We start from the raw sequence: 24,296 nt of genomic DNA, 5'->3' as shown, positions 1-24,296 counted from the left end.
CGCGAAGTGCGGGTATTCCGGCGGGCTCGGGGGCGGGACGGCTAGCGTGGCAGGCAGCACGAGGACGACAGGAGGCGGGCACGGGTGGCCGGCGTAGAAATCCCCACGGTCGGTACCCCCGCCGGGATGCGCAAGATCAACCAGCGGGCGGTGCTGGACCTGCTGCGCCGCGGCGGGCCGGCGACCCGGCCACAGGTCGCGAAGGACACCGGGCTGTCGAAGCCGACGGTCAGCCAGGCGCTGCTGGCGCTGGAGGCGGCCGGGCTGGCCCGCCCGACCGGGCAGACGTCCACCGGCACCGGACGCTCGGCCGTGCTGTACGAGGCCGACCCGACCGCGGGGTACGTGCTCGGGGTCGACATCGGCCGCGAGCACCTGCGGGTCGCGGTGTCGGACCTGGGCCGCACGCTGGTGGCCCGGCGCGACGAGCGGAACACGGCACGGTCCGGTGCGGCGCTGGTGGCCGCGGTGGGGAAGATCGCGGCTTCGGCGGTCGCGGAGGCCGGTCTTTCGGCGGGCGACATCGTTGTCCGCGTGGTCGGCTCCCCCGGTGTCGCCGATCCGGAGAAGCGCTGCTTCCGGCACGCGCCGAACCTGCCGGGCTGGGGGCGCGCGGGGCTCATCGACGACCTCGAAGCGGCCCTGGGCCCGGACCTGATGGTGGAGAACGACGCCAACCTCACCGCCGTCGGCGAGTGGGAAAGCGGGGCGGCGCGCGGCGCGTCGGTGTTCGGCTGCATCACGATCGGCACCGGCGTCGGCATGGGCCTGATGGTCGACGGCCGCGTGTTCCGCGGCGCGACCGGCGCGGCGGGCGAGATCGGCTACCTCCCGTACGGCCGCACGCGCGCGGCCGACGAGCCCACCACCCCGCCGGCCCGCGGCCACCTCGAAGAGGCGACGGCGGCCCAGTCGGTGGTCCAGGGGGCCCGCGACCTCGGCCTGGGCACGGCGAAATCGGCCCGCGAGGTGTTCCGGCTGGCTCGCGAAGGCGACGAACTGGCGCGGCGCGCGGTGGAGACGGAAGCGGACCGCCTGGCGTACACGGTGGCCTCGGTGGCGGCGGTGATCGACCCGGAGCTGATCGTCCTGGGCGGCGGCATGGGCACGGCCGCGGACCTGCTGCTGGAGCCCATCGACCGGGCGTTGCGCGCGTTCACGCCGCTGGTGCCGAAGGTCGTCCAGGGCGAACTCGGCGAGGATGCGGTCCTGACCGGGGCGATCAGCGTGGGCCTGCAGGCGGCGGAGGGCCTGGTGTTCGACCGCCGGGTCGGTGCCGCCTGAAGCACCGGCCCTGGTGATCGGGACGCGGCCATTGAAGGCCACCCTGGCCGAAACTAATGACTAGTGAACTAGATACACTCCCCTGCTGCCTTGCGCTCGAGAATTGGTACTGAATATAGTACTAACTCGTGGACGACGAGACAGTGAAGGCGGTGCGCCGGAGCGTGCTCCGGCTGGCGCGGCGGTTGCGCGGCAGCCGCTCCGCGGGGGCCTTGAGCCCCGCCAAGGTCGGCGTGCTCGGGTACCTCTCCCGGCACGGCGCGAGCAGCCCGCGCGAGATCGCCGCCGCCGACGCGCAGCGGCCGCAGGCGCTGACGAAGGTGTTCACCGAACTCGAGGCCGACGGGCTGATCAGCCGGTCGCCCAACGAAGAGGACGGGCGCAGCGTCGTCCTCGGCCTCACCGCGTCGGGGGCGGCCGCGCTCGACGCCGACATGCGCGAACGCGACGAGTGGCTGGCCGCCGCGTTCGGCGCGCTCGGCGAAACCGAGCGCGGGGTCCTCCGGCTGGCCGCTCCCCTGCTCGAGCGCCTCTCCGACCATCCGGCCGCCGCCGCCGCCGCCAAGGAGGAAGCATGACCTTCCCGCTGCCCCGGGCATGCCCGTACACGCCGCCGCCCGGGCTGGCCGACCTGCAGCGCGAGGCCCCGATCACCCGCGTCCGGATCTGGGACGGGAGCACGCCGTGGCTGCTCACCCGGTACGCCGACGTCCGCGCGGTGCTCGCCGACCGCCGGTTCAGCGTCGATCCGGCCCGGCCCGGCTACCCCGCCCGCGGCCCGGCCGGCCGGGGCCGGCGGACGGGCCGCGGCTCGTTCATCTCCATGGACGGCCCCGAGCACCTCCGCCTGCGCCGGATGCTCATCGGCGAGTTCACCGTGCGGCGGGTCGAAGCCCTGCGGCCGTCGATCGAGCGCACCGCCGCCGAGCTGCTGGACGAGCTGACCGCCGGCCCCCAGCCCGCCGATCTGGTGGAGCGGTACGCGCTGCCGCTGCCGTCCATCGTCATCAGCGACCTGCTCGGCGTGCCCTACGAAGACCACGCCTTCTTCGAAGACCGCGCCCGCGCGATGCTGGACGACTCCGCCGGCGACGAGGCCAACCGGGCCGCCACCGCGGAACTCGCCCGCTACCTGGGCACCCTGCTGCACCGGCGAAGCACCCGCCCCACCGACGACCTGCTCGGCCGGCTGAGCGCGGAACAGGTCGCCACGGGCGCGCTGTCCCGCTCCGACGCGGTGGCCACCGCCATCCTGCTGCTGGTCGCCGGCCACGAAACCACCGCCAACCAGATCGCCCTCTCCACGGCGTTCCTGCTGGACAACCCGCAGCACGCCGAGGCGTTCCGGAGCGCGGACGGTCCCCCGGCGGCCGCGGTCGACGAACTGCTGCGGCTGCTGACGATCACCCACCTCGGCCGCCGCCGCGTCGCGACCGCCGACGTCCGGCTCGGCGACGTGACCATCCGCGCCGGGGAGGGGGTCATCGCCGCGGCCGACATCGCCAACCGGGATCGGCGCGAGTTCCCCGATCCCGACGAGGTGGACCTCCGCCGCAGCCCCAACCACCACCTCGCCTTCGGGCACGGCGAGCACCTCTGCCTCGGCCACCACCTGGCCCGCCTCGAACTCCGGGTCGCGCTGACCGCACTGCTGCGGCGGCTGCCCCGGCTCCGGCTCGCCGTCCCGGCGGGCGAGCTGCCGTTCCGGCACGCCCACCCGATCTACGGCATCGACCGGCTCCCGGTGGCCTGGGACTGACGGAACGCGGCAGCTCGGGACGGCACCGACACCGAGCGTCGGAAAAGCGCAGGTGCCCGACCACCTCCCGCGTCACCGGGGACTACGGCACCTCGCCGAACCGGGCCAGCTCGGCGCGGGAAGTGACGCCCAGCTTGGGAAACGCGTTGTACAGGTGGTACCCCACCGTCCGCGGGCTGAGGAACAGCTGCGCCGCGATCGCGCGGTTGGTCGCGCCCGTGGCCGCCAGCCGGACCACCTGGGCCTCCTGCGCCGTCAGCGCGTCCAGGGCCGCGGCCTGCCGGGCCGTCGTGCGGGGGCGGGCGCCGATGGCCGCCAGCTCGTGCTCGGCCCGCGCGAGCCACGGGGCCGCGCCGAGGCCGTCGAACAGGTCCGCCGCGGCGCGGAGCCGGGAGGCCGCGTCCGCGCGGCGGCGGGCACGGCGCAGCCATTCGCCGTAACCCAGGAGCGTGCGCGCCTGCTCGAACGGGCGGGTGCCGCCCTCGTGGTGCGCCAAGGCCCGCAGGTAGTACGGTTCCGCCTCGGCCGCCGGGGCCAGCAGAGCGTGGCAGCGGTGCGTCAGCTCCAGCGCCCACTCCTGTTCGCCCGCCTCCGCCCAGTCGCGGAACCGCGCGGCGTACCCGGCCGCCGCCTCCTGCTCGCCCACCCGGACCAGCGCCTCGACCAGGCTCGGCGTCGCGGACCGGCCGACGGCGGTGTGCCCGCCCGGCCCGGTCAGCAGGCCGGTCAGGTGCCGCACCGCGGCGGGGTGGTCGCCGCGGCCCAGCGCCAGGACGCCTCGGGCGTGCTCGCCCCACCACTCCCCCGCGGCCACCCCGCTCGCCTGCCCGGCGCACGCCTCGCACCGCGCCTCGTCGCCCTCGATCGCCGCCACGAGCGCCAGGATCCCGCGCAGGTGGCCGGCCCGGCGGGTGTGCCCGGTCGCTTCGGCGATGTGCAGCGCCTCCGCGCCGTCGGCCTCGGCTTCGGCGTGCCGGCCGTGCAGGATCCGCAGCTGGGCCCGGATCTGCAGCGCGTGGGTCAGCTCGCCGATCCGGCCGTGGTCCCGGCAGTACCGGACGAACTCGTCGGCGAGCGCGGCTCCCTCCCGGTCCGCGCCGGCGATGATCGTGGTGAACAACCGGTAGAGGAGATCGGCGTCCGGGGCCGTCCACGTCGCACGCAGGAGCCGGAACGCGCCGCGGTGGTCGCCGGACAGCAGCAGCGCACAGCCCCGGACGCCGGCGAAGACGTTCCCGGCGAGCTCCGGGTGCCGCCCGGTCACGGCGGTCATCAGCCGCTGGGCCTGCTGCACGGTCTCGACGTCGCCCGCGAGGTAGGCGTACGTGGCCGCGTCGCCGAGCATGGCCGTGGCCTTTTCCGGTGCCGGGGCGGCGATGGCGCCGACGGCGTCGACCGCGATGCGCCCCGCGGCCGCGGCGTTGCCGAGTTCGAACTCCCACGCCGCGCGCACGCCGGCCAGTTCCGCCAGGAGGCCGGGGTCGGTGGCGAGCCGGGCGCCGCGTTCGGCCAGCGCGCCCGCCCGGGCCAGCTCCCCGGCCTCGGCCGCCGTGACCGCGGCCCGGACCAGGAGCCGCGCCCGGGTTTCGTGGTCTTCGGTCAGCTGCGCGGCCCGCTCGTAGGCGGTCGCGGCCACGGCAGGAGCACCGCGGCGGGCGGCCCGGTCCGCGGCCTGCTCGACCAGGCGCCCGAGCGGCTCGTCGGTCCCGGTGGTCGCGGCCGCGAGGTGCTGGGCGCGCCGGTCCGCCGCCTCGTCGTCCCCGCCGGGCGCGAGCGCGGCGGCGAGCGCCCGGTGCGCGTTCTGCCGTCGCGCCAGTGCCGCGCCCCGGTAGGCGGCGGCCTTGACCAGCGGATGGCGGAAGACGAGCAGCTCGCCGTCGATCCGGACGAGCCCGGCGTGCTCGGCCGGTTCCAGGTCGGCGACGCCGGCACCCAGGGTGGCCGCGGCCCGCACGACCAGCGCGAGGTCCCCGGTGCCGTCGGCGGCGGCCACGGTCAGCAGGGTGCGGCTGCCGTCCGGCAGGGCGCCGATCCGCGCGCGGAAGGCGTTCTCCACCCGCCCGAGCGGTGACGACGCTTCGGTGTGCCACCCCAGCGGCGGCAGTTTCCCCGCCCGCTGCTCCGGCCCGAGCGAGCGCGCCAGCTCGATCAGGGTCAGCGGGTTGCCCGCGGACTCGGCGACGAGGCGATCCCGCACCGCCGGGGCGAGCTCGCCGCCGTGCTCGCCCAGCACGGCGGCCGACTGCGGCTCGTCGAGGCCCGGCAACGCCAGTTCGGGCAGCCCCGCGGCGGGGAACGGCCGGTCGCCGTCGCGTACCCCGAACACCACCGCCACCCCTTCCGCCTGCAGCCGCCGCGCGGCGAACAGCAACGCCTCGGCCGAAGCCTGGTCCAGCCACTGGGCGTCGTCGGCCAGGCAGACGACGGGCCGTTCCTCGGCGGCCTCGGCGAGCAGGGTCAGCACGGCGAGCCCGGTCAGGAACCGGTCGTGGCCCTCGGGCGCGGCGGCCAGGCCGAACGCCGCGCGCAGGGCGCCCGCCTGGGGACCGGGCAGCGTGTCCACGCGGTCCCGGAGCGGGCGGAGCAGGGCGTGCAGCGCGGCGAACGGGAGGTCCACCTCGGCTTCGGTACCCGTCACCCGCAGCACGCGCGCGGCACCCGCGGCCAGTCCCGCCAGGTGCGCCAGCAGCGCGGACTTCCCGATCCCGGCTTCGCCGTGGACGACCAGCGCCGCGCCGCGCCCCCGGGTCACGGCGCCGAGTACCTCCGCCAGGCGCGCCTTTTCCCGGTCACGACCGTAGATCACGTCCCGAACCTACCGGTCGATCCAGGTATGGATGACTGATTCGGTCAACCGTCCGGCCGCCTACCGTCGCTGCGGTAACCACTACCGAAGGGGATCGTGATGCCGGACGTGATCGTGGTGGGCGCCGGACCCACCGGGCTGCTGCTCGCCGGGGACCTCGCGGAGGCCGGGGCCGAGGTCACGCTGCTGGAAAAGCGTGACGGCACGGTGTCGAACCTGTCGCGGGCGTTCGCCGTGCACGCGCGCACCCTCGAGGTGCTCGACGCGCGCGGGCTCGCCGAGAAGCTCGAGGAGACGGGCGTGAACCGGCTGTCCGAGGCCCGGCTGTTCGGCCGGGTGACGGTGAACCTCGGCCGCCTGCCGAGCCGCTTCCCGTACCTATTGGTCACGGCCCAGTACAACGTCGAACGGGTGCTGCGGGAGCGCGCGGTCGCCGCAGGGGTGGAAATCGTGCCCGGCACGCAGGTCACCGCGGTCCGGCAGGACGACGACGGGGTGACGGCCGAAACGCCCGGCAGCGTCTACCGCGCGGCGTTCCTGGTGGGCACGGACGGGTTCCACAGCACCGTCCGGACCGCTCTCGGGCTGCCGTTCCCCGGCAAGTCGGTCCTGCGCTCGATCATGCTGGCCGACGTGCGCCTGCGGGAGGCACCGCCGGAAACCCTGACGGTCAACGGGTTCGGCAACGAGTTCGCGTTCATCGCGCCGTTCGGCGACGGCTGGTGGCGCGTGCTGGCCTGGGACCGGCTCCGCAGCGTGCCGGACGACGCGCCGCTGGACCTCGAGGAGATCCGCGCGATCACCCGGCGCGCGCTGGGCACGGACTTCGGCATGCACGACGCCCGCTGGATGTCGCGCTTCCACAGCGACGAGCGGCAGGCCCCGCAGTACCGCGTCGGGCGCGTGTTCCTCGCCGGCGACGCCGCGCACGTCCACTCCCCGGCGGGCGGGATGGGCATGAACACCGGCCTCCAGGACGCGGCGAACCTCGGCTGGAAGCTCACCGCCGTCCGCCACGGCGCGTCCCCCGCGCTGCTGGACACCTACCAGGCCGAGCGGCACGCGGTGGGCGAGGAGGTGCTGCGGATCAGCGGCACGATCATCCGCATGGCGATGCTGCGGTCCCCGGTCCTGCGCGCGCTGCGCGGGCTCGTCGGCGGGGCGGTGGTGCGGGTGCCCCCGGTCCACCGCACGCTGATCGGGCGGCTGAGTGCGGTCGGGTTCCGCTACCCGGCGCCGGGCGGGGAGCACAAGCTGGTCGGCACCCGGATGCCGGACATCCCGCTGGCCGACGGCACCCGCCTGTACGAGGCCCTCCGCGGCGGCCGGTTCGTCCTGCTCGGCGACACGAAACCGGACGGCTGGACCGGCCGCGTGCACGTGGCGGCGCCGGCCGAACCGGCGGGCACCACGGTCCTGGTCCGCCCCGACGGTTACGTCGGCAAGGTCTTCCCCGGCGCGCCCGGCCCCGCCGAACTGCACCGGACGCTCACCGCACTCGCGGGCCGCCCCTGAGCCCCGCCCGGCGGTCACGGTGCCGCGCCCTACGCCGCTCGCCAGGCCTCGCCGCCGGCCGAGAGCCGCCAAGGTGTCAGGCGCAGCACCGTGATCTTCGGGTCGCGGTGGTCCTCGCCGCCCAGGATCTTCGGGTCGAAACCCAACGGCTCCGGGGTCGAAGCGAACAGGTTCCACAGGTCTTCGCGCGTCCGCTCGTCGTTCTCGAACTCCGCGCGGCACTCGGCCACCGCCACTTCGTGCTGCGGGTCCCAGTACGAGCACGACACGTACGGCGACGCCGCCAAGTGGGCGAGCTTCAGCGGCGTCGGCCGGGTGAACAGGCGGCCGACCAGGCCGTCCGGCGTGTGCTGCCAGATCGGGTGGACGACGCGGGAGCGCGGCCGGCCCCGCCGGTCGACCGTCACCAGCGTGCACCAGACGATCCGGTGCGCCACGCGCACGAACGCTTCCGCCAGCTCCGCCGGCACTCTGCTAGATTCCACAACCATGGTTGTGCATCCTAGCAGCCTCGACCTGTCTCTCACGGCGCTCTTCGCGGGCTGGGCGATGACGGACGAGGTCCAGCGGCGGCTGGCCGGGCGCGGCTTCGGCGGCTTGCGCTTCAACGACGGCGTCGTGCTCCAGCACGTCCTGGCCGCCCCGTTGTCCGTCACCGCGCTGGCCGAGCGGATGGGCGTCACCCAGCAGGCCGCGTCGAAGGCGGTCGCGGACCTCGAACACCGGGGTCTGCTGCGCCGCGAACCCGACCCGGCGGACGGGCGCACGAAACTGCTGCACCTGACCGAGCACGCGCTGGCCGCCGTCGAAGCGACGCGCGTGCTGCGGCAGGAACTCCAGGAGGAACTGGTCGCCGAATACGGCACCGAGCGGGTTTCGGATGCGCGCGCCCTGCTGGCGTCGGTCATCGGCCGCTACGGCGGCGACGACGCGATCCGCGCGCGGCGGGTCCGGCCGCCGCGGTGAGCACCTCGCGCGTCATCCACACCCGTGCCGCGGGGGAACCCGGCCCGCTCGTCGAGCGCCGGAACGTGCAGCAGCCCCTCAGCGCGTGATGACGCAGGTCCCCGACGCCGTGGCCAGCAGTTTGCCTTCGGCGTCGCGGATTTCCCCCTCCGCGAAGGCGATCTGCGAGCCTTCCTTCACCACCCGGCCCGTCGCGCGGATCTCCCCGCGCCCGGCGTGGATCGCGCGCAGGTAGCTCACCTTCAGCTCCACCGACGCGTAGCCCACTCCCGCCGGCAGCGTCGTGTGCACCGCGCAGCCGATCACCGAGTCCAGCATCGTGGCCGCCACACCGCCGTGGACCATGCCGATCGGGTTGTACAGCGACTCGTCCGGCTCGGCGACCGCCACCACCTCGCCGGCTTCGACGCGCTCCCAGCGCAGGCCGAAGTGCGCGGCGATCGGCGCCGGCGGAACGCGGCCCCCGGCAATGGCCTGCATGTACGCCAGGCCGGACATCGTGGCGCCGAGCCGCGCGGACTCCAGGGGGTCCTGCCACGTGATGGTCTTCGAACGGACCTGCGCTTCGACGTCGGTCATCCCGGCTCCTCGATTATGACAACTGTCTTAAGGGTCGCCCGCGGGACGGCGAGCGTCAAGCACGCCGTGACCCAGACCACCGGTGGTCGCCCCGCGCCCCGGGTGGAATCATCCGGGGGTGAGCACCGACCGCAAGCCGATCGACCCGGGACGCGTCGCGGCCGCGGTCGACGGGCTCGGCGACCGCGCCGGCATCGACGAGTGGGCCCGGCGCTTCTCCGTGGTCGCCGACCCGTCCCGGCTGGCGCTGCTGGTGTCCATCCACTACGCCCGCGAGATCAGCGTCACCGACCTCGCCGCGGCCACGGGCATGACGGACACCGCCGTGTCACAGGCCCTGCGGCTGCTGCGCGCACACGGACTGGTCACGCCACAACGCGACGGCCGGGTGGTGCGCTACCGGCTGGCGGACGCCACGGTGCACGAACTCATCCACCACGTCCGCCCCCACGCCAAGCCCCCCGGACAGCACACTGAGACAACCGGGGCTCCGCCCCGAGCCGGGGGCTTCGCCACCCGGACCCCCGAACAACACACAGAGACAACCGGGGCTCCGCCCCGAGCCGGGGGCTTCGCCACCCGGACCCCCGAACAACACACTGAGACAACCGGGGCTCCGCCCCGAGCCGGGGGCTTCGCCACCCGGACCCCCGAACAACACGCGGGAGCCGCCGACGACCGGTAGCGTGCGGGCATGACGGGATTGCCCGAGACCATCACCGCCTGCCTGTTCGACCTCGACGGAGTATTGACCGGCACGGCCGTCCTCCACCGCGAAGCCTGGAAACGGACATTCGACGAATTCCTCCGCGCCCGCGACGGCGCCGGGTTCGCCGAGTTCACCGACCGCGACTACGCGGCCTATGTGGACGGCCGCCCGCGCGCCGACGGCGTGCGGGAGTTCCTGCGGTCACGGGGGATCACGCTGCCCGAAGGCGAGCCCGACGACCCGGTGGACGCCCCGACCGTGAACGGCGTGGGCAACCGCAAGAACGAGCTGGTCCTCAAGATCATCGACGAACGCGGGGTGAACCCGTACCCGGGTTCGGTGCGCTACCTCGAAGCGGTCAAGGCCGCCGGGCTCCGGGTCGCCGTCGTGACGTCGTCGGCCAACGGCGCCAAGGTCCTCGACGGCGCCGACCTGAGCAAGTACGTCGAGGCCCGCATCGACGGCATCGTCATCCGCGAACAGCACCTGAAGGGCAAGCCCGCGCCGGACTCGTTCCTGGCCGGCGCCGCGGCGCTCGGCGTCGAACCCGCGCACGCGGCCGTCTTCGAGGACGCCCAGTCCGGCGTCCAGGCCGGCAAGGCCGGCGGCTTCGGGTACGTCGTGGGCGTCAACCGGGCCGACCAGGCCGCCGAACTGCGCGCCCACGGCGCCGACATCGTCGTCGACGACCTCGCCGACCTCCTGGAGAACCGATGACCGAACCGCACGGCTACGAATGCTCGCCGTGGGAACTGCGGTGGCGCGGCATGGACGTCGACGCCCTGCAGCGCACCGAATCGGCGTTCGCGGTGTCCAACGGCCACATCGGCCTGCGCGGCACCCTCGAGGAGGCCGAGCCGCGCGGGCTGCCCGGCACCTACCTCAACGGCTTCTACGAACAGCACGAACTCCCCTACGCCGAGGCCGGCTACGGCTACCCGGAAGAGGGCCAGACCGTCGTCAACGTGACCGACGGCAAGATCATCCGCCTGCTCGTCGAGGACGAACCGCTCGACATGCGCTACGGCGCGGCCACCGCGCACGACCGCGTCCTGGACTTCCGCACGGGCACGCTGTGCCGGACCACCGAGTGGTCCTCGCCGACCGGACGGCGGGTCCGCGTCCGCACCGAACGGCTCGTGTCGTTCACCCAGCGCGCGATCGCCGCCATCCGGTACGAGGTCGAGCCGCTCGACGAGGACCTGCAGCTGGTCGTCCAGTCCGACCTGCTGGCCAACGAACCGATCGAGTCCGACACGAGCGACCCGCGGGTGGCCGCCGCCCTGAACTCGCCGCTGGTCGGCGAGTTCCACCGCGCGTCGGACTACAACGCCGTGCTGGTGCACCGGACCCGCCGCTCCGGGCTGCGGATGGCCGCGGCGATGGACCACAAGATCGAGGTGGACGACGGGATCCGCGCCCGCATCCACTCCGAGGACGACCTCGCGCGGCTGACCGTCGCGGTCGACGTCCCGAAGGGCGGCCGGCTGCGGATCACCAAGTTCCTCGCCTACGGCTGGTCGGCGCAGCGATCGGTGCCCGCGCTGCGGTCGCAGGTCGAGGCGGCGCTGGCCGGCGCCCGCCAGACCGGCTGGAAGGGCCTGCTCACCGAGCAGCGCGAATTCCTCGACGACTACTGGCGGACGTCGGACATCGAGATCGAGGGCGATCCCGAACTGCAGCAGGCGGTCCGCTTCGCGCTGTTCCACATCCTGCAGGCCGGGGCCCGCGGCGAGAGCCGCGCGATCGCCGGCAAGGGGCTGACCGGGCCCGGCTACGACGGACACGCCTTCTGGGACACCGAGTCCTTCGTGCTGCCGGTGCTCACCTACACCATCCCGGACGCCGCGCGTGACGCGCTGCGCTGGCGTCACTCCACAATGGACAAGGCGCGGGAACGCGCGCACCAGCTCGGGTTGCGCGGCGCGGCGTTCCCGTGGCGGTCGATCAACGGCGCCGAGTGCTCGGCGTACTGGCCGGCGGGCACGGCGGCGTTCCACGTCAGCGCCGACATCGCCGACGCCGTCGTGCGCTACCTCAACGCGACCGGCGACGAGGAGTTCGAGCGCGACTACGGCACCGAGCTGCTGCTGGAAACCGCGCGGCTGTGGGCGTCGCTGGGTCACCACGACCGCCACGGCGCCTTCCGCATCGACGGCGTCACCGGGCCTGACGAGTACTCGGCGGTGGCGGACAACAACGTCTACACGAACCTGATGGCGCGGCGGAACCTGCAGGCGGCGGCAGCGTCGTGCGAGCGGCACCCGGACGTGGCGGCGCGGTTCGGCGTCGACACCGTCGAGCTGGACTCCTGGCGCGCGGCCGCGGCGGCGATGTACCTGCCCTACGACGAAGAACTCGGCGTGCACCCCCAGTCGGAGGGGTTCCTGGACCACGACGAGTGGGACTACGAGGACACGGACCCGTCGGACTACCCGCTGCTGCTGCACTACCCGTACTTCGACCTGTACCGCAAGCAGGTCGTCAAGCAGGCGGACCTGGTACTGGCGCTGCACCTGTGCGGCGATTCGTTCAGCGCGGAGGAGAAAGCGCGCGACTTCGCCTACTACGAAGCGAGGACCGTGCGCGACTCCTCGCTGTCGGCGGCGACGCAGGCGGTGGTGGCGGCCGAGGTGGGGCACCTGGAGCTGGCCTACGACTACCTCGCCGAAGCCGCGCTGACCGACCTGCACGACGTGCACAACAACGTGCGCAACGGCCTGCACATGGCGTCGCTGGCCGGGGCCTGGCAGGGCGCCGTGGCCGGGTTCGGCGGTCTGCGCGACCACGGCGGAACACTGGCCTTCGCCCCGCGGCTGCCGCCGCAGCTGGGGCGGATCACCTTCCGCCTGATGTTCCGCGGCACCCGGTTCCAGGTCGAGATCGATCCCGACCAGGCCACCTACCACGTGGTGGCGGGCGAGCCCCTCGAGGTGCTGCACCACGGCGAGCGCTTCACCATCACGGCGGAGCCGCAGCGGTTCGCGATCCCGAAGATCGACGCGGGCCCGACGCCGAAGCAGCCGCCCGGGCGGGCACCGATGCGGCGGGACTCGGAAGCGGTGCGTCAGTACGCCGAGCCCGCCAATCCCATCACCGAGGAAGGTCGCTAGCGGCCTCGCGTCCGGGTGGGGCCGGGATTTCCTCGGTCCCGCCCGGGCTCACGTCCGGGTCCGGGGCCGTCGGCACGTCGTGCGTCAGCTTGCCGGGAGTGGGGAGCTTCGGGAGCTCTTCGTCTTCGTCGTCACGGCCGTGGAGGCGCTGCTGCTCGCTCATGCTTTCCGGAATACCCGGTTTCCCCGGGAACGGCCAGGGGTTCAGGCCGCGCGCTCGCCCGCTGCCGCGCGCGCCTTGTCCTGCAGGGTGAGCAGCAGGCCGTCGCGGGTCGACCACGGGCAGATCGTCACCTGGCCGCCGGCCACGGTCAGCAGGGCTTCCGCGACGATCGCGCCCGCCAGCGCCTGGTGGGCGCGGCTGCGGGAGATGCCCGGCAGCTCCGCCCGCTTCGACGGCGGCAGCGCGGCGAGCCGCGGGATCCAGGCGCGCAGGTCGTCGAGCCGCAGTTCCTTGCACTTGCCCGGCCGCGCGCCGGCCAGCCGCGCGAGCTGCTGCAGCACCTTCGAACAGCCGACGACCCGCGGGTCGTCGACGCCGGCGGCGCCCAGCGTGGTGGTCACGACGTCGAGCGCGTGCGCGCGCAGAGCCTTGACCTGCTTGTGCGACACGCGCTCGGACGGCAGCCAGTCCCGCGTCATCGAGCGGGCGCCCAGCGGCAGCGATCGCGCGAACGTGGCCTTTTCGCCGGAGCCCGCGGCCAGCTCGACCGTTCCGCCGCCGATGTCGAGCACGAGCATCGGCCCGGGTTCGGCGGCGTACCAGCGGCGGGCCGCGAGATAGGTCAGCTCGGCTTCGCAGCGGCCGGAGAGGAACCGCAGTTCGACACCGGTTTCGCCGGCGACGTGCCGGACGACGTCGGCCGCGTTGGCCGCGTCGCGGATCGAAGATGTGGCGAGCGGGTAGACGTCGCTGACGCCGTGGCGGTACGCCGTGGTCATGCCCGCCGCGACGGCGGCGGTCACGGCTTCGATGCCGCGGTCGGAGAGGCGGCCGTGGACGTCGAGCTCGCGGTCCAGGCGCAGCCGCGTCTGGTGGTTGACCAGTGGTTCGCGAGGTGAGCCGTTCACCGGCACCACCACGAGCCGAGCGCTGAACGAACCGACGTCCAGCACGCCCACCACGGGCTCTTTTCCTTCTCGCACGGCTCGGCCTACCTCCACTCCCGCCCGTGAATATCCCCAGTTCGACGGTTTCAAACCAGCAATGATGTCCGATCTCACGCCGGAATGCCGGGCATTTACGGGAATGCGGCCCTCCGGGCGCGCGTTCCTGATGCGAAGGTCACAGTGAGATAACCCGATCGAGTGAACCCCGAGGCGACCGGACACGATTCGGTAACGCCCGCGCTCGCTCGGCGATTAATCGGATATCGGAACCCACGTGGAGCAGGGGAAAGAGATGCAACGGCCCGAGCGGCGAGCCGAGCTCGTGCGGCCGGCCGCCGTCGTGCTCGCGGTCGTGGCCGGGCTCGGCTGCGTCCTGCTCGGCGTGACGTCGGTGCTCGCCCCGGCGCCCGCGATCGCCCCGGCCGCGGACCGGCCCACCACGGCGGGCTCCCCGCCCGCGGCACTGCTGATCCCCGGACTCGGCCTGACCCTCGACCACGTGGTCGCCCTCGGTCACCTCGGCGGCCGCCGCGAGCAGCCCGGCACGGCCCGGGGCGTCGGCTGGTTCGCCGACGGGCCGGCCCCGGGCGCGCCCGGGGTGGCGGTGTTGTCCGGGCACGAGAGCTTCGGCTACTCCCCCGGCGCGTTCGCCCGCCTGGCCAAGCTCGAGCCGGGCGCGGCGATCACCGTTCGCGACGCGGCGGGCCGGGAGTCCCGCTTCACGGTCCGCAGGACGGTGGTGTTCCCGGCGAGCGAGCCGGACAGCACGCTGGTGGCCCCGGAAGGCCCGGGCCCGCAGCTGAGGCTGATCACCAGCGACGGGACGTACGACGGCGACGGTCTCGGCGCCACGCGGGTCGTGGTCTACGCGACACCGGCTTAGCGGTCGCGACCCGCGGTTCAGCCTGTTGCGACCTGCTCGACCGGGCTCAACGCGTCGCGATCTACGCGACACCGGCTCAGCTCATCCCGGCTTACGCGATCCCGGCTCAACGGGTCGCGGCCTGCCTCACACCGGGCCAGCGCGGGTGCCGCCCTACGCGACCCGGCTCAGCGGGTGGCCACCTCGAGTACTTTGTGTTCCCCGAGGTGGCCGCCCGGGGCTCAGTCGATGAGCTCGCGCAGCTGCGAGACCGCCGCCACGCGGGCTTCGCGGCCCGGCTGCAGGGGGTTCACCACCAGCGTCGTCGCGCCCGCCTCGGCGAAGGCCGCCACGCGCTCCTTCACGTGGCTCGCCGGGCCGACCAGGGAGATCGCGCGCAGCAGCTCGAGCGGGACCGCGGCCGCCGCCTCCTCCTTCTTGCCGTCCAGGTACAGGTCCTGGATCAGCTTCGCCTCGGCTTCGTAGCCGTAGCGGCGGGCGAGGTCGTTGTAGAAGTTCTTGCCCCGCGCGCCCATCCCGCCGATGTACAGGGCCAGGACCGGGCGCACGTAGTCGAGCAGCGGCTCGACGTCGTCGCCGATGGCCAGGGGCACCGTGACGAACGTGTCCAGCTCGCCCAGGGCCGCGTCGCGCTTGGCCTTGCCTTCGGCCAGGGACGCGCCCCAGACGTCGGCGGCCTTCTCCGGGTGGAAGAAGATCGGCTGCCAGCCCTCGGCGATTTCGGCCGTCAGCGCGACGTTCTTCGGGCCGATCGAGGCCAGCAGCACCGGGATCCGCTCCCGCACCGGGTGGTTGATCAGCTTGAGCGGCTTGCCGAGCCCGGTGCCCTGCTCGGGCGGCAGCGGGATCGTGTAGTGCTTGCCCTCGTGCACCACGCGCTCACGGCACCACACCTGGCGGCACACCTCGACGATCTCGCGGGTGCGGCCCAGCGGCGCGTCGTACTTCACGCCGTGGAAGCCCTCGATGACCTGCGGGCCGGACGCGCCGAGCCCGAGGACGAACCGCCCGTCGGAGACGAAGTCGAGCCCGGCCGCGGTCATCGCGGTCAGGGTCGGCGTGCGGGTGTAGATCTGGAAGATCCCGGACGCCAGTTGGACGCGCTCGGTCTTCGCGGCCAGGTAGCCGAGCTGGCTGACGGCGTCGAAGGAGTACGCCTCCGGCACGAAGACGACGTCGAGGCCGGCCTTCTCCAGTTCGACGACATCGGCGACGCTTTCGGCGAAGCCTCCGGAGTAGCTGATCCCGGTCCCGATCTTCATGGGCGTCCTCCCGTGGTGAGCAAGCGCTTAGTCGCAGGTCATTATGCGCGCTGCCCGGCGCCGTGCGGTGTGCGCACCGCCACTTCCGCCCCGGTTCAGCCCGCGACCACCGTCCCCCGCACCTCGCCGAAGCCGATCCGCGTGCCGCCCGGGCCGGGCGCGGTCGCGCCGATCACCACCTCGTCGCCGTCCTCGAGGAAGGTCCGCGTGGTGCCGTCCGGCAGGGTCACCGGTTCCCGGCCGCCCCAGGACAGTTCCAGGAACGAGCCCCGCTGGTCGCGCTCGGGGCCGGTCACCGTGCCGGAGGCGAACAGGTCGCCCGTGCGCAGGGTCGCGCCGTTGACCGTCAGGTGCGCGAGCTGCTGCGGGGCCGTCCAGTACTGCGTAGCGAACGGCGGGCTCGACACGAGGTGGCCGTTGAGACGGACCTCCATGGCCAGGTCCAGGCCCCATTTTTCGGAGGTCCGGAGGTACTCGAACGGTTCCGGGTCCTGCGGCGGGCCGTCGACGCGCGCGTGCTCCAGCGCGGCCAGCGGGACGATCCACGGCGAGACCGAAGTGGCGAACGACTTGCCGAGGAACGGGCCCAGCGGCTGGTACTCCCAGGCCTGGATGTCGCGCGCCGACCAGTCGTTGACCAGGCAGACGCCGAAGACGTGGTCCGCGAAGTCCGCTGTGGACACCCGGGTGCCGGGAGCGGACGGGGTGCCGACGACGAACCCGACCTCCGCCTCGATGTCCAGCCGCTGCGACGGCCCGAAGGCGGGCGCGTCGGCGGCGCGGGGCTTGCGCTGCCCGTGCGGCCGGACGACTGGCGTGCCGGACACGACGACGGTGCCGGCCCGGCCGTGGTAGCCGATCGGCAGGTGCTTCCAGTTCGGCGGGAGCTCGGTCGCGTCCGGGCGGAAGATCTTGCCGGCGTTGAGGGCGTGGTGCTCGCTGGAGTAGAAGTCGACGTAGTCGGCGACCTCGAAGGCGAGGTGGGTGGTGACCTCGGCCAGCGGCACGAGGTGCGGCCGCAGCGGGTCGGCGTAGCGGGCTTCGGTCAGCCATCCGGTGACGCTCTCCCGGACTTCCCGCCAGGTGCCGGCCCCCGCGGCGAGCAGCGGGTTGAGCACGCCCCCGGTGAGCAGGGGCGCGAAGGAGGCGGCGGTCTCGGCGGCCGCGGCGGTCAGGTCGAGCACCTGATCCCCGACGAGCACGCCGACCCGCCGTTCGGGCGCCCCGCCGACGGAGAAGACACCGTAGGGCAGGTTGTCCAGGCCGAAGGGGGTGTCTTCGGCCAGCTCGAGCCAGGTCACGTTCACTCCTAGGTCCGGGCGGCTCGCGCCGCCGAGTAGTCGGCCACAGCGGTCAGGTGGGTCGCCGCGCGGGCGGGGCCGGATCGGGCGTCGGGGCATTCGCCTCGCGCCGCCGGTCGGGTCGGCCACCGCCATCAGCCGCCCAACCGGGGCCGCCCGCCGGCCCGCGCACACTCGGCGCCTCCGCGGCCCGCCCGCCGCCGCGATCGCTCCGGCCCCTCCGCGGCGCGTTGGCCGCCCGCCGCCGCGATCGTTGCGCCCCCCTCCGCGGCGTGCTTGGCCGCCCGCCGCCGCGATCGTTGCGAGCCGTCCGCGACCTGCCCGCCGGCCCACCGCCATCACGGGCCGACCGGCCGGCGGTGTCACTCGACCGCACGTGCTGCCACCCAATCCGCCACCACGTCCGCCAGGACCGGCAGTGGCAGGGTTCCGCTGCCCAGCACCGTGTCGTGGAACTCGCGGATGTCGAACCGCTCGCCCAGTTCGCGCTCGGCCTCCGCGCGCAGGCGCTCGATCTCCAGGCGGCCCACCATGTAACTGAGCGCCTGGCCCGGGTGGCCCGCGTAGCGGTCGATCTCCGCCTCGATCTCGATCTGCGCCATCGGGGTGTTCTCGACCAGGTAGTCCACCGCCTGCTGCCGGCTCCAGCCCAGCGCGTGCAGGCCCGTGTCCACCACCAGCCGGGCCGCGCGCATCGAATCCTGGGTCAGCAGGCCGAGGCGGGCCGCGCCGTCCGAGTACAGGCCCATTTCGTCCGCCAGGCGCTCGGCGTACAGGCCCCAGCCTTCGCAGAAGGCGTTGAAGAGGGCGACCCGGCGCAGCAACGGCACGCCGGTCAGCTGCTGGGCGAGCGTCAGCTGGAAGTGGTGGCCCGGCACCGCTTCGTGGAACGCCACCGACTCGCTCAGCGTCCGCTGCCGCTGGTCCGCGTCGCGCGTGTTGGCGTAGTACGTGCCCGGCCGCGAACCGTCCAGCGACGGCTCGATGTAGTAGGCGATCGAGCCGCTTTCGGCCTCCGCGTCCGGGACCGGGGCCACCTGGCACTGCTGCTCCGGCACGCGCGAGAACCACTGCGGGGCCACGGCTTCCGCCCGCCGGATCGCCGCACGGGCGGAGTCCAGCAGCTCGTCGCCGTCCCGCCAGCGCAGGGCCGGGTCCGTGCGGATCCGCTCGAAGATCTGCGCGAGTTCGGTCGTGCCGAACAGCTCGGCGCCCAGCTCGCGGTACTCCTCCGCCAGCTGCTCGATGATCGCCAGGCCCGTGTCGTGCAAGTCCTGCGGGGTGCGCTCGGTCGTCGTCTCGGCCCGGATCAGCGCCGCGTAGCGCTCCGCGCCGCCCGGCAGGTCGCCGATGCCCGGCGACGTCTCCGGCCGCGCCACCGGGATCACCTCGTCGGCCAGGAAGTCCCGGTACCGCCGGTACGCCGGGCGCACCACCTCGGCCAGCAGCCGATCGCGCTCGGCTTCGAGGCCGCGGACCGGCACCTTCAGCGGGTCGTTCTCCGGCGCGGCGAGGTACCGCTCGACGTAGCCGACGCCGATGCGCGCGAGGAACTCCGGCGGGGTCAGGCCCGCGGCGAGCGCGGCCCGCTGCCGCTCGACCAGCTGGTCCAGGTACGTGCCGATCGCGCCGAGCCTGCTCAGGTAGCCACGCGCCTTGACGTCGTCGTCGAGGATCGTCTGCGGCAGCGTCATCAACAGCTCGAGGGCCGGTGCGGCCAGCCCGTCGCTCACCGCGATGTCGGCCCGGCCGGAATCGAGGACGTCGATCTGGGTGCGGGCCTGCCAGATCACGACGTCCCGCGTGACGCGGTCGGCCGGTTCGAGCCCGGCCGCGTCGATCGCCTCCGCCCGCACGATCAGGGCGGCGAGCCCGGCGCGGAACCGGGCGGCGGCTTCGGCGGTCTGGTCGGCGAGCTTGTCGTGCGTGCCCGGCAGGCCGTACAGCGACGGGAACAGCGGCTGCGCCTCGAACATCAGCTCCAGGCACTCGTCCGCGAGCTTGCCCGGCGTGTCCCGGCGCTGCGCCACCCAGTCGGCGACGACGCCGGAGAGCACCGGCAGCGGCAGGGTTCCGCTGCCCAGCACCGTGTCGTGGAACTCGCGGATGTCGAACGCCTCGCCCAGCTCGCGCTCGGCCTCCGCGCGCAGCCGCTCGATCTCCAGCCGCCCCACCATGTAGCCGAGCGCCTGCCCGGGATTGGCCGCGTACCGGTCGATTTCCGCCTCGATCTCCAGACTCGCCATCGGCGTGTGCTCGGCGAGGTAGTCGACCGCCTGCTGCCGGCTCCACCCGAGCGCGTGCAGGCCCGTGTCGACCACCAGCCGCCCGGCCCGCATCGAGTCCTGCGTCAACATGCCCAGCCGCGAAACGTCGTCGGAATACAACCCCATCTCGTCGGCCAGCCGCTCGGCGTACAGCCCCCAGCCCTCGCCGTACGCGTTCACGTGCGCGATCCGGCGCAGCAGCGGCAGCCCGGTGAGGTCTTGGGCCAGGCACAGCTGGAAGTGGTGCCCCGGCACGGCTTCGTGGAACGCGACGGCCTCGCTGGTGAACCGCGGCCGCTTCTCCGCCTCGTGCGTGTTCGCGTAGTACGTGCCCGGCCGGGTGCGATCCAGCGACGGCGGCAAGTAGTACGCGATCGTGCCGCTGGTGGCCTCGGCCGCCGGCACCGGCTTGACCTCGCACTGCTGCTCCGGCACGCGCGAGAACCACTGCCCGGCCACGGCTTCCGCCCGGGTGATGGCGGCCCGGGCGCCGGCCAGCAGCTCCTCGCCGTCCCGCCAGCGCAGCGCCGGGTCGGTCCGGATGCGGTCGAAGATCTCCGCCAGATCCGTGGTGCCGAACAGCTTTCCGCCCAGCTCGCGGTACTCCCCCGCGAGCTTCTCGATCAGCGCCAGCCCGGTCTCGTGCAGCTCCTGCGCGGTGCGCTCGGTCGTCGTCTCGGCGCGGATCAGCGCGGCGTACCGCTCGGCCCCGCCCGGCAGCGCACCGATGCCCGGCGACGTCTCCGGCCGGGCCACCGGCGCGACCTCGTCGGCCAGGAACGCGCGATACCGCGCGTATGCGGGCCGGACGACCTCGTCGAGCAGGCGGTCGCGTTCGGCCTCGAAGCCGTCGAGCGCATACGCCGGTGTCACACGCAGCGGGTCGCTTTCCGGCGCGGCGAGGTAGCGGTCGACGTAACCGACACCGATGCGCACCAGGAAGTCCGGCGGCACCAGCCCTTCGGCCAGCGCCGCCCGCTGGCGGCCGATCAACCTGTCGAGGTAGTCGCCGACCCCGGCCAGCCGGGTGAGGTAGCCGCGCACCTTCGGCTCGTCGTCCAGCACCGTCTGCGGCAGGTAGAGCAGCAGCTGCAGCGCCGGGGCGCCGAGCCCGTCGCTGACCGCGATGTCGGCGCGGCGGGAGTCGATCTCGTCGATCGTCGTCTTCGCCTGGAAAATCACGACATCGCGGGTGACGCGCCCGGCCGGGGGCAGCCCGGCCGGATCGAGCGCCTCGGCGCGCGCGGCGAGCGCCGCGTAGGCCGCGCGGAACCGGGCTTCGGCCTCCGCGCTCGGATCGGGCAGGCGGTCGTGCTCACCGGGCAGGCCGAACACCGACGGGTACAGCGGCTGCCGTTCGAAGTTCACCGCGAGCAGCTCGTCGGCGAGCCCGTCGGGCGTGTCGAGCTGACCGGCCACCCAGTCGGTGACCACCTTCGCCAGTGCGGACAGCGGCAGCATGCCGTGGCCCAGCACGACTTCGTGGAACCCGCGGATGTCGAACCGCTCACCCAGCGCCTGCTCGGCCTCGGCGCGCAGCCGCTGGATTTCCAGCCGCCCCACCATGTACCCGAGCGCCTGCCCCGGCCAGGCGATGTACCGGTCGATCTCCGCTTCGATCTCCAGCCGCGCCATCGGCGTGTTTTCGACCAGGAAGTCGATCGCCTGCTGCCGGCTCCACCCGAGCGCGTGCAGGCCCGTGTCGACCACCAGCCGCCCGGCCCGCATCGAGTCCTGCGTCAGCATGCCCAGCCGCGAAACGTCGTCGGAGTACAGGCCCATCTCGTCCGCGAGCCGCTCGGCGTAGAGGCCCCAGCCTTCGGCGTAGGCGTTGAACATGCCGATCCGCCGCAGCAGCGGCAGGTCCCGCAGTTCCTGGGCCAGGCTGAGCTGGAAGTGGTGCCCCGGCACGGCTTCGTGGAACGCGATCGCCTCGCTGGTGAACCGCGGCCGCTTCTCCGCCTCGTGGGTGTTCGCGTAGTACGTGCCCGGGCGCGTGCCGTCGAGCGACGGCTGGAGGTAGTACGCGATCGTGCCGCTCGCCGCGTCGGCCTCCGGCACCGGCGCGACCTCGCACTTCTCGGCCGGGATCCGCGAGAACCACCGCGGCGCGACGGCTTCCGCGCGGGCGATGGCGTCCCGGGCCGCGGACAGCAGCTCGTCGCCGTCCCGCCAGCGCAACGCCGGATCGGTGCGCAGGCGCTCGAAGATCTCGGGGAGTTCCGTGGTGCCGAACACCTTCGCGCCCAGCTCGCGGTACTCCCCCGCGAGCTTCTCGATCAGGACCAGCCCGGTCTCGTGCAGGTCCTGCGCCGTGCGCTCGGTGGTCGTCTCCGCGCGGATCAGCGCGGCGTACCGCTCGGCCCCGCCCGGCACGTGGGAGATGCCCGGCGCGGTGTCGGGCCGCCCGGCCGGCTCGACCTCGGCCCGCAGGAAGTCGCGGTACCGCGCGTACGCCGGGTGGACCACCTCGGCGAGCAGCCGGTCGCGCTCGGCCTCGAACCCCTCGACGGCCGCGGTCGTGCCCACCTTCAGCGGGTCGGTGTCCGGCGCGGCCAGGTAGCGCTCGATGTACTCGATGCCGACGCGGGCCAGGTACGCCGGCGGCACGAGCCCCTCGGCCAGGCTCTCGCGCTGCCGCTCGGTCAGGTCGGCGAGGAACGGCTCGATCGCGGCGAGCCGCGTCAGGTAGCCGCGTGCCTTCTTTTCGTCGTCCAGCTTGTAGTACGGCAGGTACATCAGCAGCCCGAGTGCGGGCGCGGTCAGCCCGTCGCTGACCGCCAGATCGGCGCTCCGGGCGCCCAGCCTGTCGGCCTCGACCTCGGCCGAGGCGATGACGACCTCGCGCGTGACCGCTTCCTCCGGCGTCAGGCCGTCGGTGGCCAGTGCCCGCGCCCGGGCCGCGAGGGCGCGGTAGGTGGCCCGGAAACGCTCCTGCGCCGCCCGGCTCTGGTCGGCCAGCCGGTCGTGGTCGCCCGGCAGCCCGAACACCGACGGGTTCAGCGGCTCCTGCTCGAACGACAGCTCGACGAGCTCGCTCGCCAGGCCGTCGACGGTGTCGCCGTGCCCGGCCACCCACTCGTCGACGACCGTGGCGAGCACCGACAGCGGCAGCGGGCCGCCGGCCAGCACCAGGTCGTGGAACGCGCGGACGTCGAACCGCGAACCGAGCCGCCGCGCGGCCCGGGTGCGGGCCTGCTGGATCTCCCGCCGCCCCACCAGGTACCCGAGGGCCTGGCCGGGCCACGCGATGTAGCGGTCGACCTCGGTCTCGGCCTCGGCGCGCGCCTCGGGCGTGTGCTCCAGCAGGTAGTCGATCGCCTGCTGACGGCTCCACCCGAGCGCGTGCAGGCCGGTGTCGACCACCAGCCGGCCCGCCCGCAGCGAGTCGCCGGCCAGCATGCCGAGCCGCGCGACGTCGTCGGAGTAGAGCCCCATCTCGTCGGCGAGGCGCTCGCTGTAGAGCCCCCAGCCTTCGATGTACGCGTTGAACATGCCGATCCGCCGCAGCAGCGGCAGCTCGGTGCGCCCCTGCGCGATGCTGAGCTGGAAGTGGTGCCCCGGCACGGCTTCGTGGAACGCGGTCGTTTCGGCCATGTGCCGCAACCGCTCGGTGGCTTCGTGGGTGTTCGCGAAGTAGATCCCCGGCCGCGAGCCGTCGGCGGCCGGGCGCAGGTAGTACGCCGGAGGCGCGCCGGGCGCGGCCTCCGCCGGCACGGCTTCGACGGTGCACTCCTGCTCCGGGATCCGGCCGAACCACTTCGGCGCCTCGGCGGCCGCCCGGGCGACCGCCGTGCGGGCGGTCTCCAGCAGTTCCTCGGCACTGCGCCAGCGCAGCGCCGGGTCGGTGCGCAGGCGGGCGAAGATCTCCGCGAGGTCGTCGGTGCCGTACACCCTGCGCCCCAGCTCGCGGTACTCGACGGCGAGCGCCTCGATCGTCTCGAGGCCGATCCGGTGCAGTTCCTCCGGGGTGAGCTCGGTGGTCGTGTGCATCCGCGCCAGGCTCGCGTACGTTTCGGCGCCGTCCGGCAGCCACGACAGGCCGGGCCGGTCCGCCGGCCGCGCGTGCGGCTTGACCTCGGTGACGAGGAACTCGCGGTACTCGGCGAAGGCCGGCCGGACGACGTCGGCGAGCAGTTCTTCGCGCCGCCGCTCGAACTCCTCGTCCGGGGCCGGCTGGCGGCGCAGCGGGTCGGCATCGGAGTCGGAGTCGGAGTCGGCGAGGTAGCGGTCGAGGTGCGCGACCGCGGCGTCCACCAGGTGGGCGACCGGGAGCAGGCCGTCGGCGATGCCCTCGGCGTGCCGCCGCGCGGCCTGGCGCAGGTGCTCCGGGATCGCGGCCAGCCGGCCGAGCTGGGCTTCCGCGGTCTCGCCCGCCGTCACCGTCGTCATCGGCAGCGCCATGAGCAGGCCGGCCGCGACCCCGACGGAGAGGTCGGTGACGGTGAACTCGGCCATCCGGCTGTCGATCGCCGCGATGCGGTTCTCGGCCGTGGTGATCAGGACTTCGCGCGTGACGCGGTCCTCGGCGGACAGATCGTCGATCGCCAGTGCGCGGGCCCGCTCGAGGAACTGCGACAACCGCGCCCGGAACGCGCGCTCGGCCTCGGCGGACAGGTCCGCCAGGCCGGGCTCCGCCGGCCGGATGCCCAGCAGCGCCGGCATCAGCGGATCGGCGGCGAACAGCGCTTCGACGAACTCGTCGGCGAGTTCGGTGACCGCGGTCATGGCAGGACCCCCCA

Annotated in this window: 16 protein-coding genes and 1 pseudogene; 9 read left to right on the top strand and 8 right to left on the bottom strand. The window is 73.8% G+C overall.

Annotated features, from left to right (window positions below; genetic code table 11):
• Positions 1–84 precede the first annotated feature (84 nt).
• The 3 genes from ACLJOU_RS24390 to ACLJOU_RS24380 all read left to right on the top strand — a co-directional run bounded on the left by ACLJOU_RS24390 (position 85) and on the right by ACLJOU_RS24380 (position 3,043).
• The gene (locus tag ACLJOU_RS24390) at positions 85–1,284 is read left to right on the top strand and encodes an ROK family protein (protein ID WP_410570182.1); all 1,200 of its coding nucleotides are present in this window, start codon (positions 85–87) and stop codon (positions 1,282–1,284) included.
• Positions 1,285–1,412: 128 nt separating this feature from the next.
• Entirely contained in the window at positions 1,413–1,862 is a 450-nt protein-coding gene (locus tag ACLJOU_RS24385; protein WP_410570180.1) for a MarR family winged helix-turn-helix transcriptional regulator, read from the top strand.
• Positions 1,859–3,043 carry a cytochrome P450 gene (locus tag ACLJOU_RS24380; protein ID WP_410570178.1) on the top strand — a complete coding sequence of 395 codons (1,185 nt, stop codon included), beginning with the start codon at positions 1,859–1,861 and terminating at the stop codon, positions 3,041–3,043. The genes ACLJOU_RS24385 and ACLJOU_RS24380 overlap by 4 nt, the downstream gene beginning before the upstream one ends.
• A gap of 82 nt (positions 3,044–3,125) precedes the next feature.
• On the opposite strand, the gene ACLJOU_RS24375 is transcribed toward ACLJOU_RS24380, so the two are convergent.
• Entirely contained in the window at positions 3,126–5,849 is a 2,724-nt protein-coding gene (locus ACLJOU_RS24375) for an ATP-binding protein (protein WP_410570176.1), read from the bottom strand.
• Positions 5,850–5,948: 99 nt separating this feature from the next.
• Here ACLJOU_RS24375 and ACLJOU_RS24370 point away from each other — a divergent pair, with 99 nt between their 5' ends.
• Positions 5,949–7,364 carry an FAD-dependent monooxygenase gene (locus ACLJOU_RS24370; RefSeq protein ID WP_410570174.1) on the top strand — a complete coding sequence of 472 codons (1,416 nt, stop codon included), beginning with the start codon at positions 5,949–5,951 and terminating at the stop codon, positions 7,362–7,364.
• 29 nt (positions 7,365–7,393) lie between these two features.
• Here the strand turns inward: ACLJOU_RS24370 and ACLJOU_RS24365 are convergent, their stop codons facing one another.
• Positions 7,394–7,855, bottom strand: a complete 462-nt coding sequence (locus ACLJOU_RS24365) for a pyridoxamine 5'-phosphate oxidase family protein (protein ID WP_410570172.1) — start codon at positions 7,853–7,855, stop codon at positions 7,394–7,396.
• Between ACLJOU_RS24365 and ACLJOU_RS24360 the strand changes: the two genes are divergently transcribed.
• Positions 7,854–8,330 (top strand): MarR family winged helix-turn-helix transcriptional regulator, encoded by a 477-nt coding sequence (locus ACLJOU_RS24360; protein WP_410570170.1) that lies wholly within the window; start codon positions 7,854–7,856, stop codon positions 8,328–8,330. The two genes, ACLJOU_RS24365 and ACLJOU_RS24360, sit on opposite strands and share 2 nt — an antisense overlap.
• 78 nt (positions 8,331–8,408) lie before the next feature.
• Here ACLJOU_RS24360 and ACLJOU_RS24355 read toward each other — a convergent pair whose 3' ends face one another.
• Positions 8,409–8,909, bottom strand: coding sequence for a PaaI family thioesterase (locus ACLJOU_RS24355; RefSeq protein WP_410570168.1), 501 nt, complete (start codon positions 8,907–8,909; stop codon positions 8,409–8,411).
• A 118-nt stretch (positions 8,910–9,027) separates the two neighbouring features.
• On the opposite strand from ACLJOU_RS24355, the pseudogene ACLJOU_RS24350 reads away from it, so the two are divergent.
• The 3 genes and pseudogenes from ACLJOU_RS24350 to ACLJOU_RS24340 form a co-directional block, all read left to right on the top strand.
• Positions 9,028–9,375: pseudogene (locus ACLJOU_RS24350) on the top strand (ArsR/SmtB family transcription factor); the annotation flags it as partial.
• A gap of 228 nt (positions 9,376–9,603) precedes the next feature.
• Positions 9,604–10,335, top strand: coding sequence for an HAD family hydrolase (locus ACLJOU_RS24345; protein WP_410570167.1), 732 nt, complete (start codon positions 9,604–9,606; stop codon positions 10,333–10,335).
• Positions 10,332–12,731: a glycoside hydrolase family 65 protein gene (locus tag ACLJOU_RS24340; RefSeq protein WP_410570165.1), complete on the top strand. Its 2,400-nt coding sequence runs from the start codon at positions 10,332–10,334 to the stop codon at positions 12,729–12,731. The genes ACLJOU_RS24345 and ACLJOU_RS24340 overlap by 4 nt, the downstream gene beginning before the upstream one ends.
• Here the strand turns inward: ACLJOU_RS24340 and ACLJOU_RS24335 are convergent.
• A complete protein-coding gene (locus tag ACLJOU_RS24335; protein WP_410570164.1) occupies positions 12,712–12,894 on the bottom strand; it encodes a hypothetical protein in 183 nt (60 codons plus the stop codon). The genes ACLJOU_RS24340 and ACLJOU_RS24335 overlap by 20 nt on opposite strands.
• A 41-nt stretch (positions 12,895–12,935) precedes the next feature.
• Positions 12,936–13,877 carry a Ppx/GppA phosphatase family protein gene (locus tag ACLJOU_RS24330; RefSeq protein WP_410570162.1) on the bottom strand — a complete coding sequence of 314 codons (942 nt, stop codon included), beginning with the start codon at positions 13,875–13,877 and terminating at the stop codon, positions 12,936–12,938.
• Between the two features lie 238 nt (positions 13,878–14,115).
• On the opposite strand from ACLJOU_RS24330, the gene ACLJOU_RS24325 reads away from it, so the two are divergent.
• Positions 14,116–14,724, top strand: a complete 609-nt coding sequence (locus ACLJOU_RS24325; protein WP_410570161.1) for a class F sortase — start codon at positions 14,116–14,118, stop codon at positions 14,722–14,724.
• 221 nt (positions 14,725–14,945) lie between these two features.
• On the opposite strand, the gene ACLJOU_RS24320 is transcribed toward ACLJOU_RS24325, so the two are convergent.
• From ACLJOU_RS24320 to ACLJOU_RS24310, 3 genes are all read right to left on the bottom strand, one after another.
• Positions 14,946–15,986 (bottom strand): LLM class F420-dependent oxidoreductase, encoded by a 1,041-nt coding sequence (locus ACLJOU_RS24320; RefSeq protein WP_410570159.1) that lies wholly within the window; start codon positions 15,984–15,986, stop codon positions 14,946–14,948.
• A gap of 95 nt (positions 15,987–16,081) precedes the next feature.
• The gene (fahA, locus tag ACLJOU_RS24315; RefSeq protein WP_410570157.1) at positions 16,082–17,293 is read right to left on the bottom strand and encodes a fumarylacetoacetase; all 1,212 of its coding nucleotides are present in this window, start codon (positions 17,291–17,293) and stop codon (positions 16,082–16,084) included.
• Positions 17,294–17,649: 356 nt separating this feature from the next.
• Positions 17,650–24,282 (bottom strand): DUF885 domain-containing protein, encoded by a 6,633-nt coding sequence (locus ACLJOU_RS24310; RefSeq protein WP_410570155.1) that lies wholly within the window; start codon positions 24,280–24,282, stop codon positions 17,650–17,652.
• Positions 24,283–24,296: the final 14 nt, after the last annotated feature.

The sequence above is a fragment of the Amycolatopsis sp. cmx-4-61 genome (assembly GCF_046548775.1).
GTDB lineage: Bacteria > Actinomycetota > Actinomycetes > Mycobacteriales > Pseudonocardiaceae > Amycolatopsis.
The sequence above is the reverse complement of the archived record's forward strand: the minus strand, read 5'-3'. Positions and strand labels throughout refer to the sequence as shown.

Excerpts from the sequence above, each read along its gene's own strand:
- ACLJOU_RS24380 (WP_410570178.1), top strand. The coding sequence starts at position 1,859 with ATGACCTTCCCGCTGCCCCGGGCATGCCCGTACACGCCGCCGCCCGGG.
- ACLJOU_RS24370 (WP_410570174.1), top strand. The coding sequence starts at position 5,949 with ATGCCGGACGTGATCGTGGTGGGCGCCGGACCCACCGGGCTGCTGCTC.
- ACLJOU_RS24360 (WP_410570170.1), top strand. The coding sequence starts at position 7,854 with ATGGTTGTGCATCCTAGCAGCCTCGACCTGTCTCTCACGGCGCTCTTC.
- ACLJOU_RS24365 (WP_410570172.1), bottom strand. The coding sequence starts at position 7,855 with ATGGTTGTGGAATCTAGCAGAGTGCCGGCGGAGCTGGCGGAAGCGTTC.
- ACLJOU_RS24355 (WP_410570168.1), bottom strand. The coding sequence starts at position 8,909 with ATGACCGACGTCGAAGCGCAGGTCCGTTCGAAGACCATCACGTGGCAG.
- ACLJOU_RS24345 (WP_410570167.1), top strand. The coding sequence starts at position 9,604 with ATGACGGGATTGCCCGAGACCATCACCGCCTGCCTGTTCGACCTCGAC.
- ACLJOU_RS24340 (WP_410570165.1), top strand. The coding sequence starts at position 10,332 with ATGACCGAACCGCACGGCTACGAATGCTCGCCGTGGGAACTGCGGTGG.
- ACLJOU_RS24335 (WP_410570164.1), bottom strand. The coding sequence starts at position 12,894 with ATGAGCGAGCAGCAGCGCCTCCACGGCCGTGACGACGAAGACGAAGAG.
- ACLJOU_RS24320 (WP_410570159.1), bottom strand. The coding sequence starts at position 15,986 with ATGAAGATCGGGACCGGGATCAGCTACTCCGGAGGCTTCGCCGAAAGC.
- ACLJOU_RS24310 (WP_410570155.1), bottom strand. The coding sequence starts at position 24,282 with ATGACCGCGGTCACCGAACTCGCCGACGAGTTCGTCGAAGCGCTGTTC.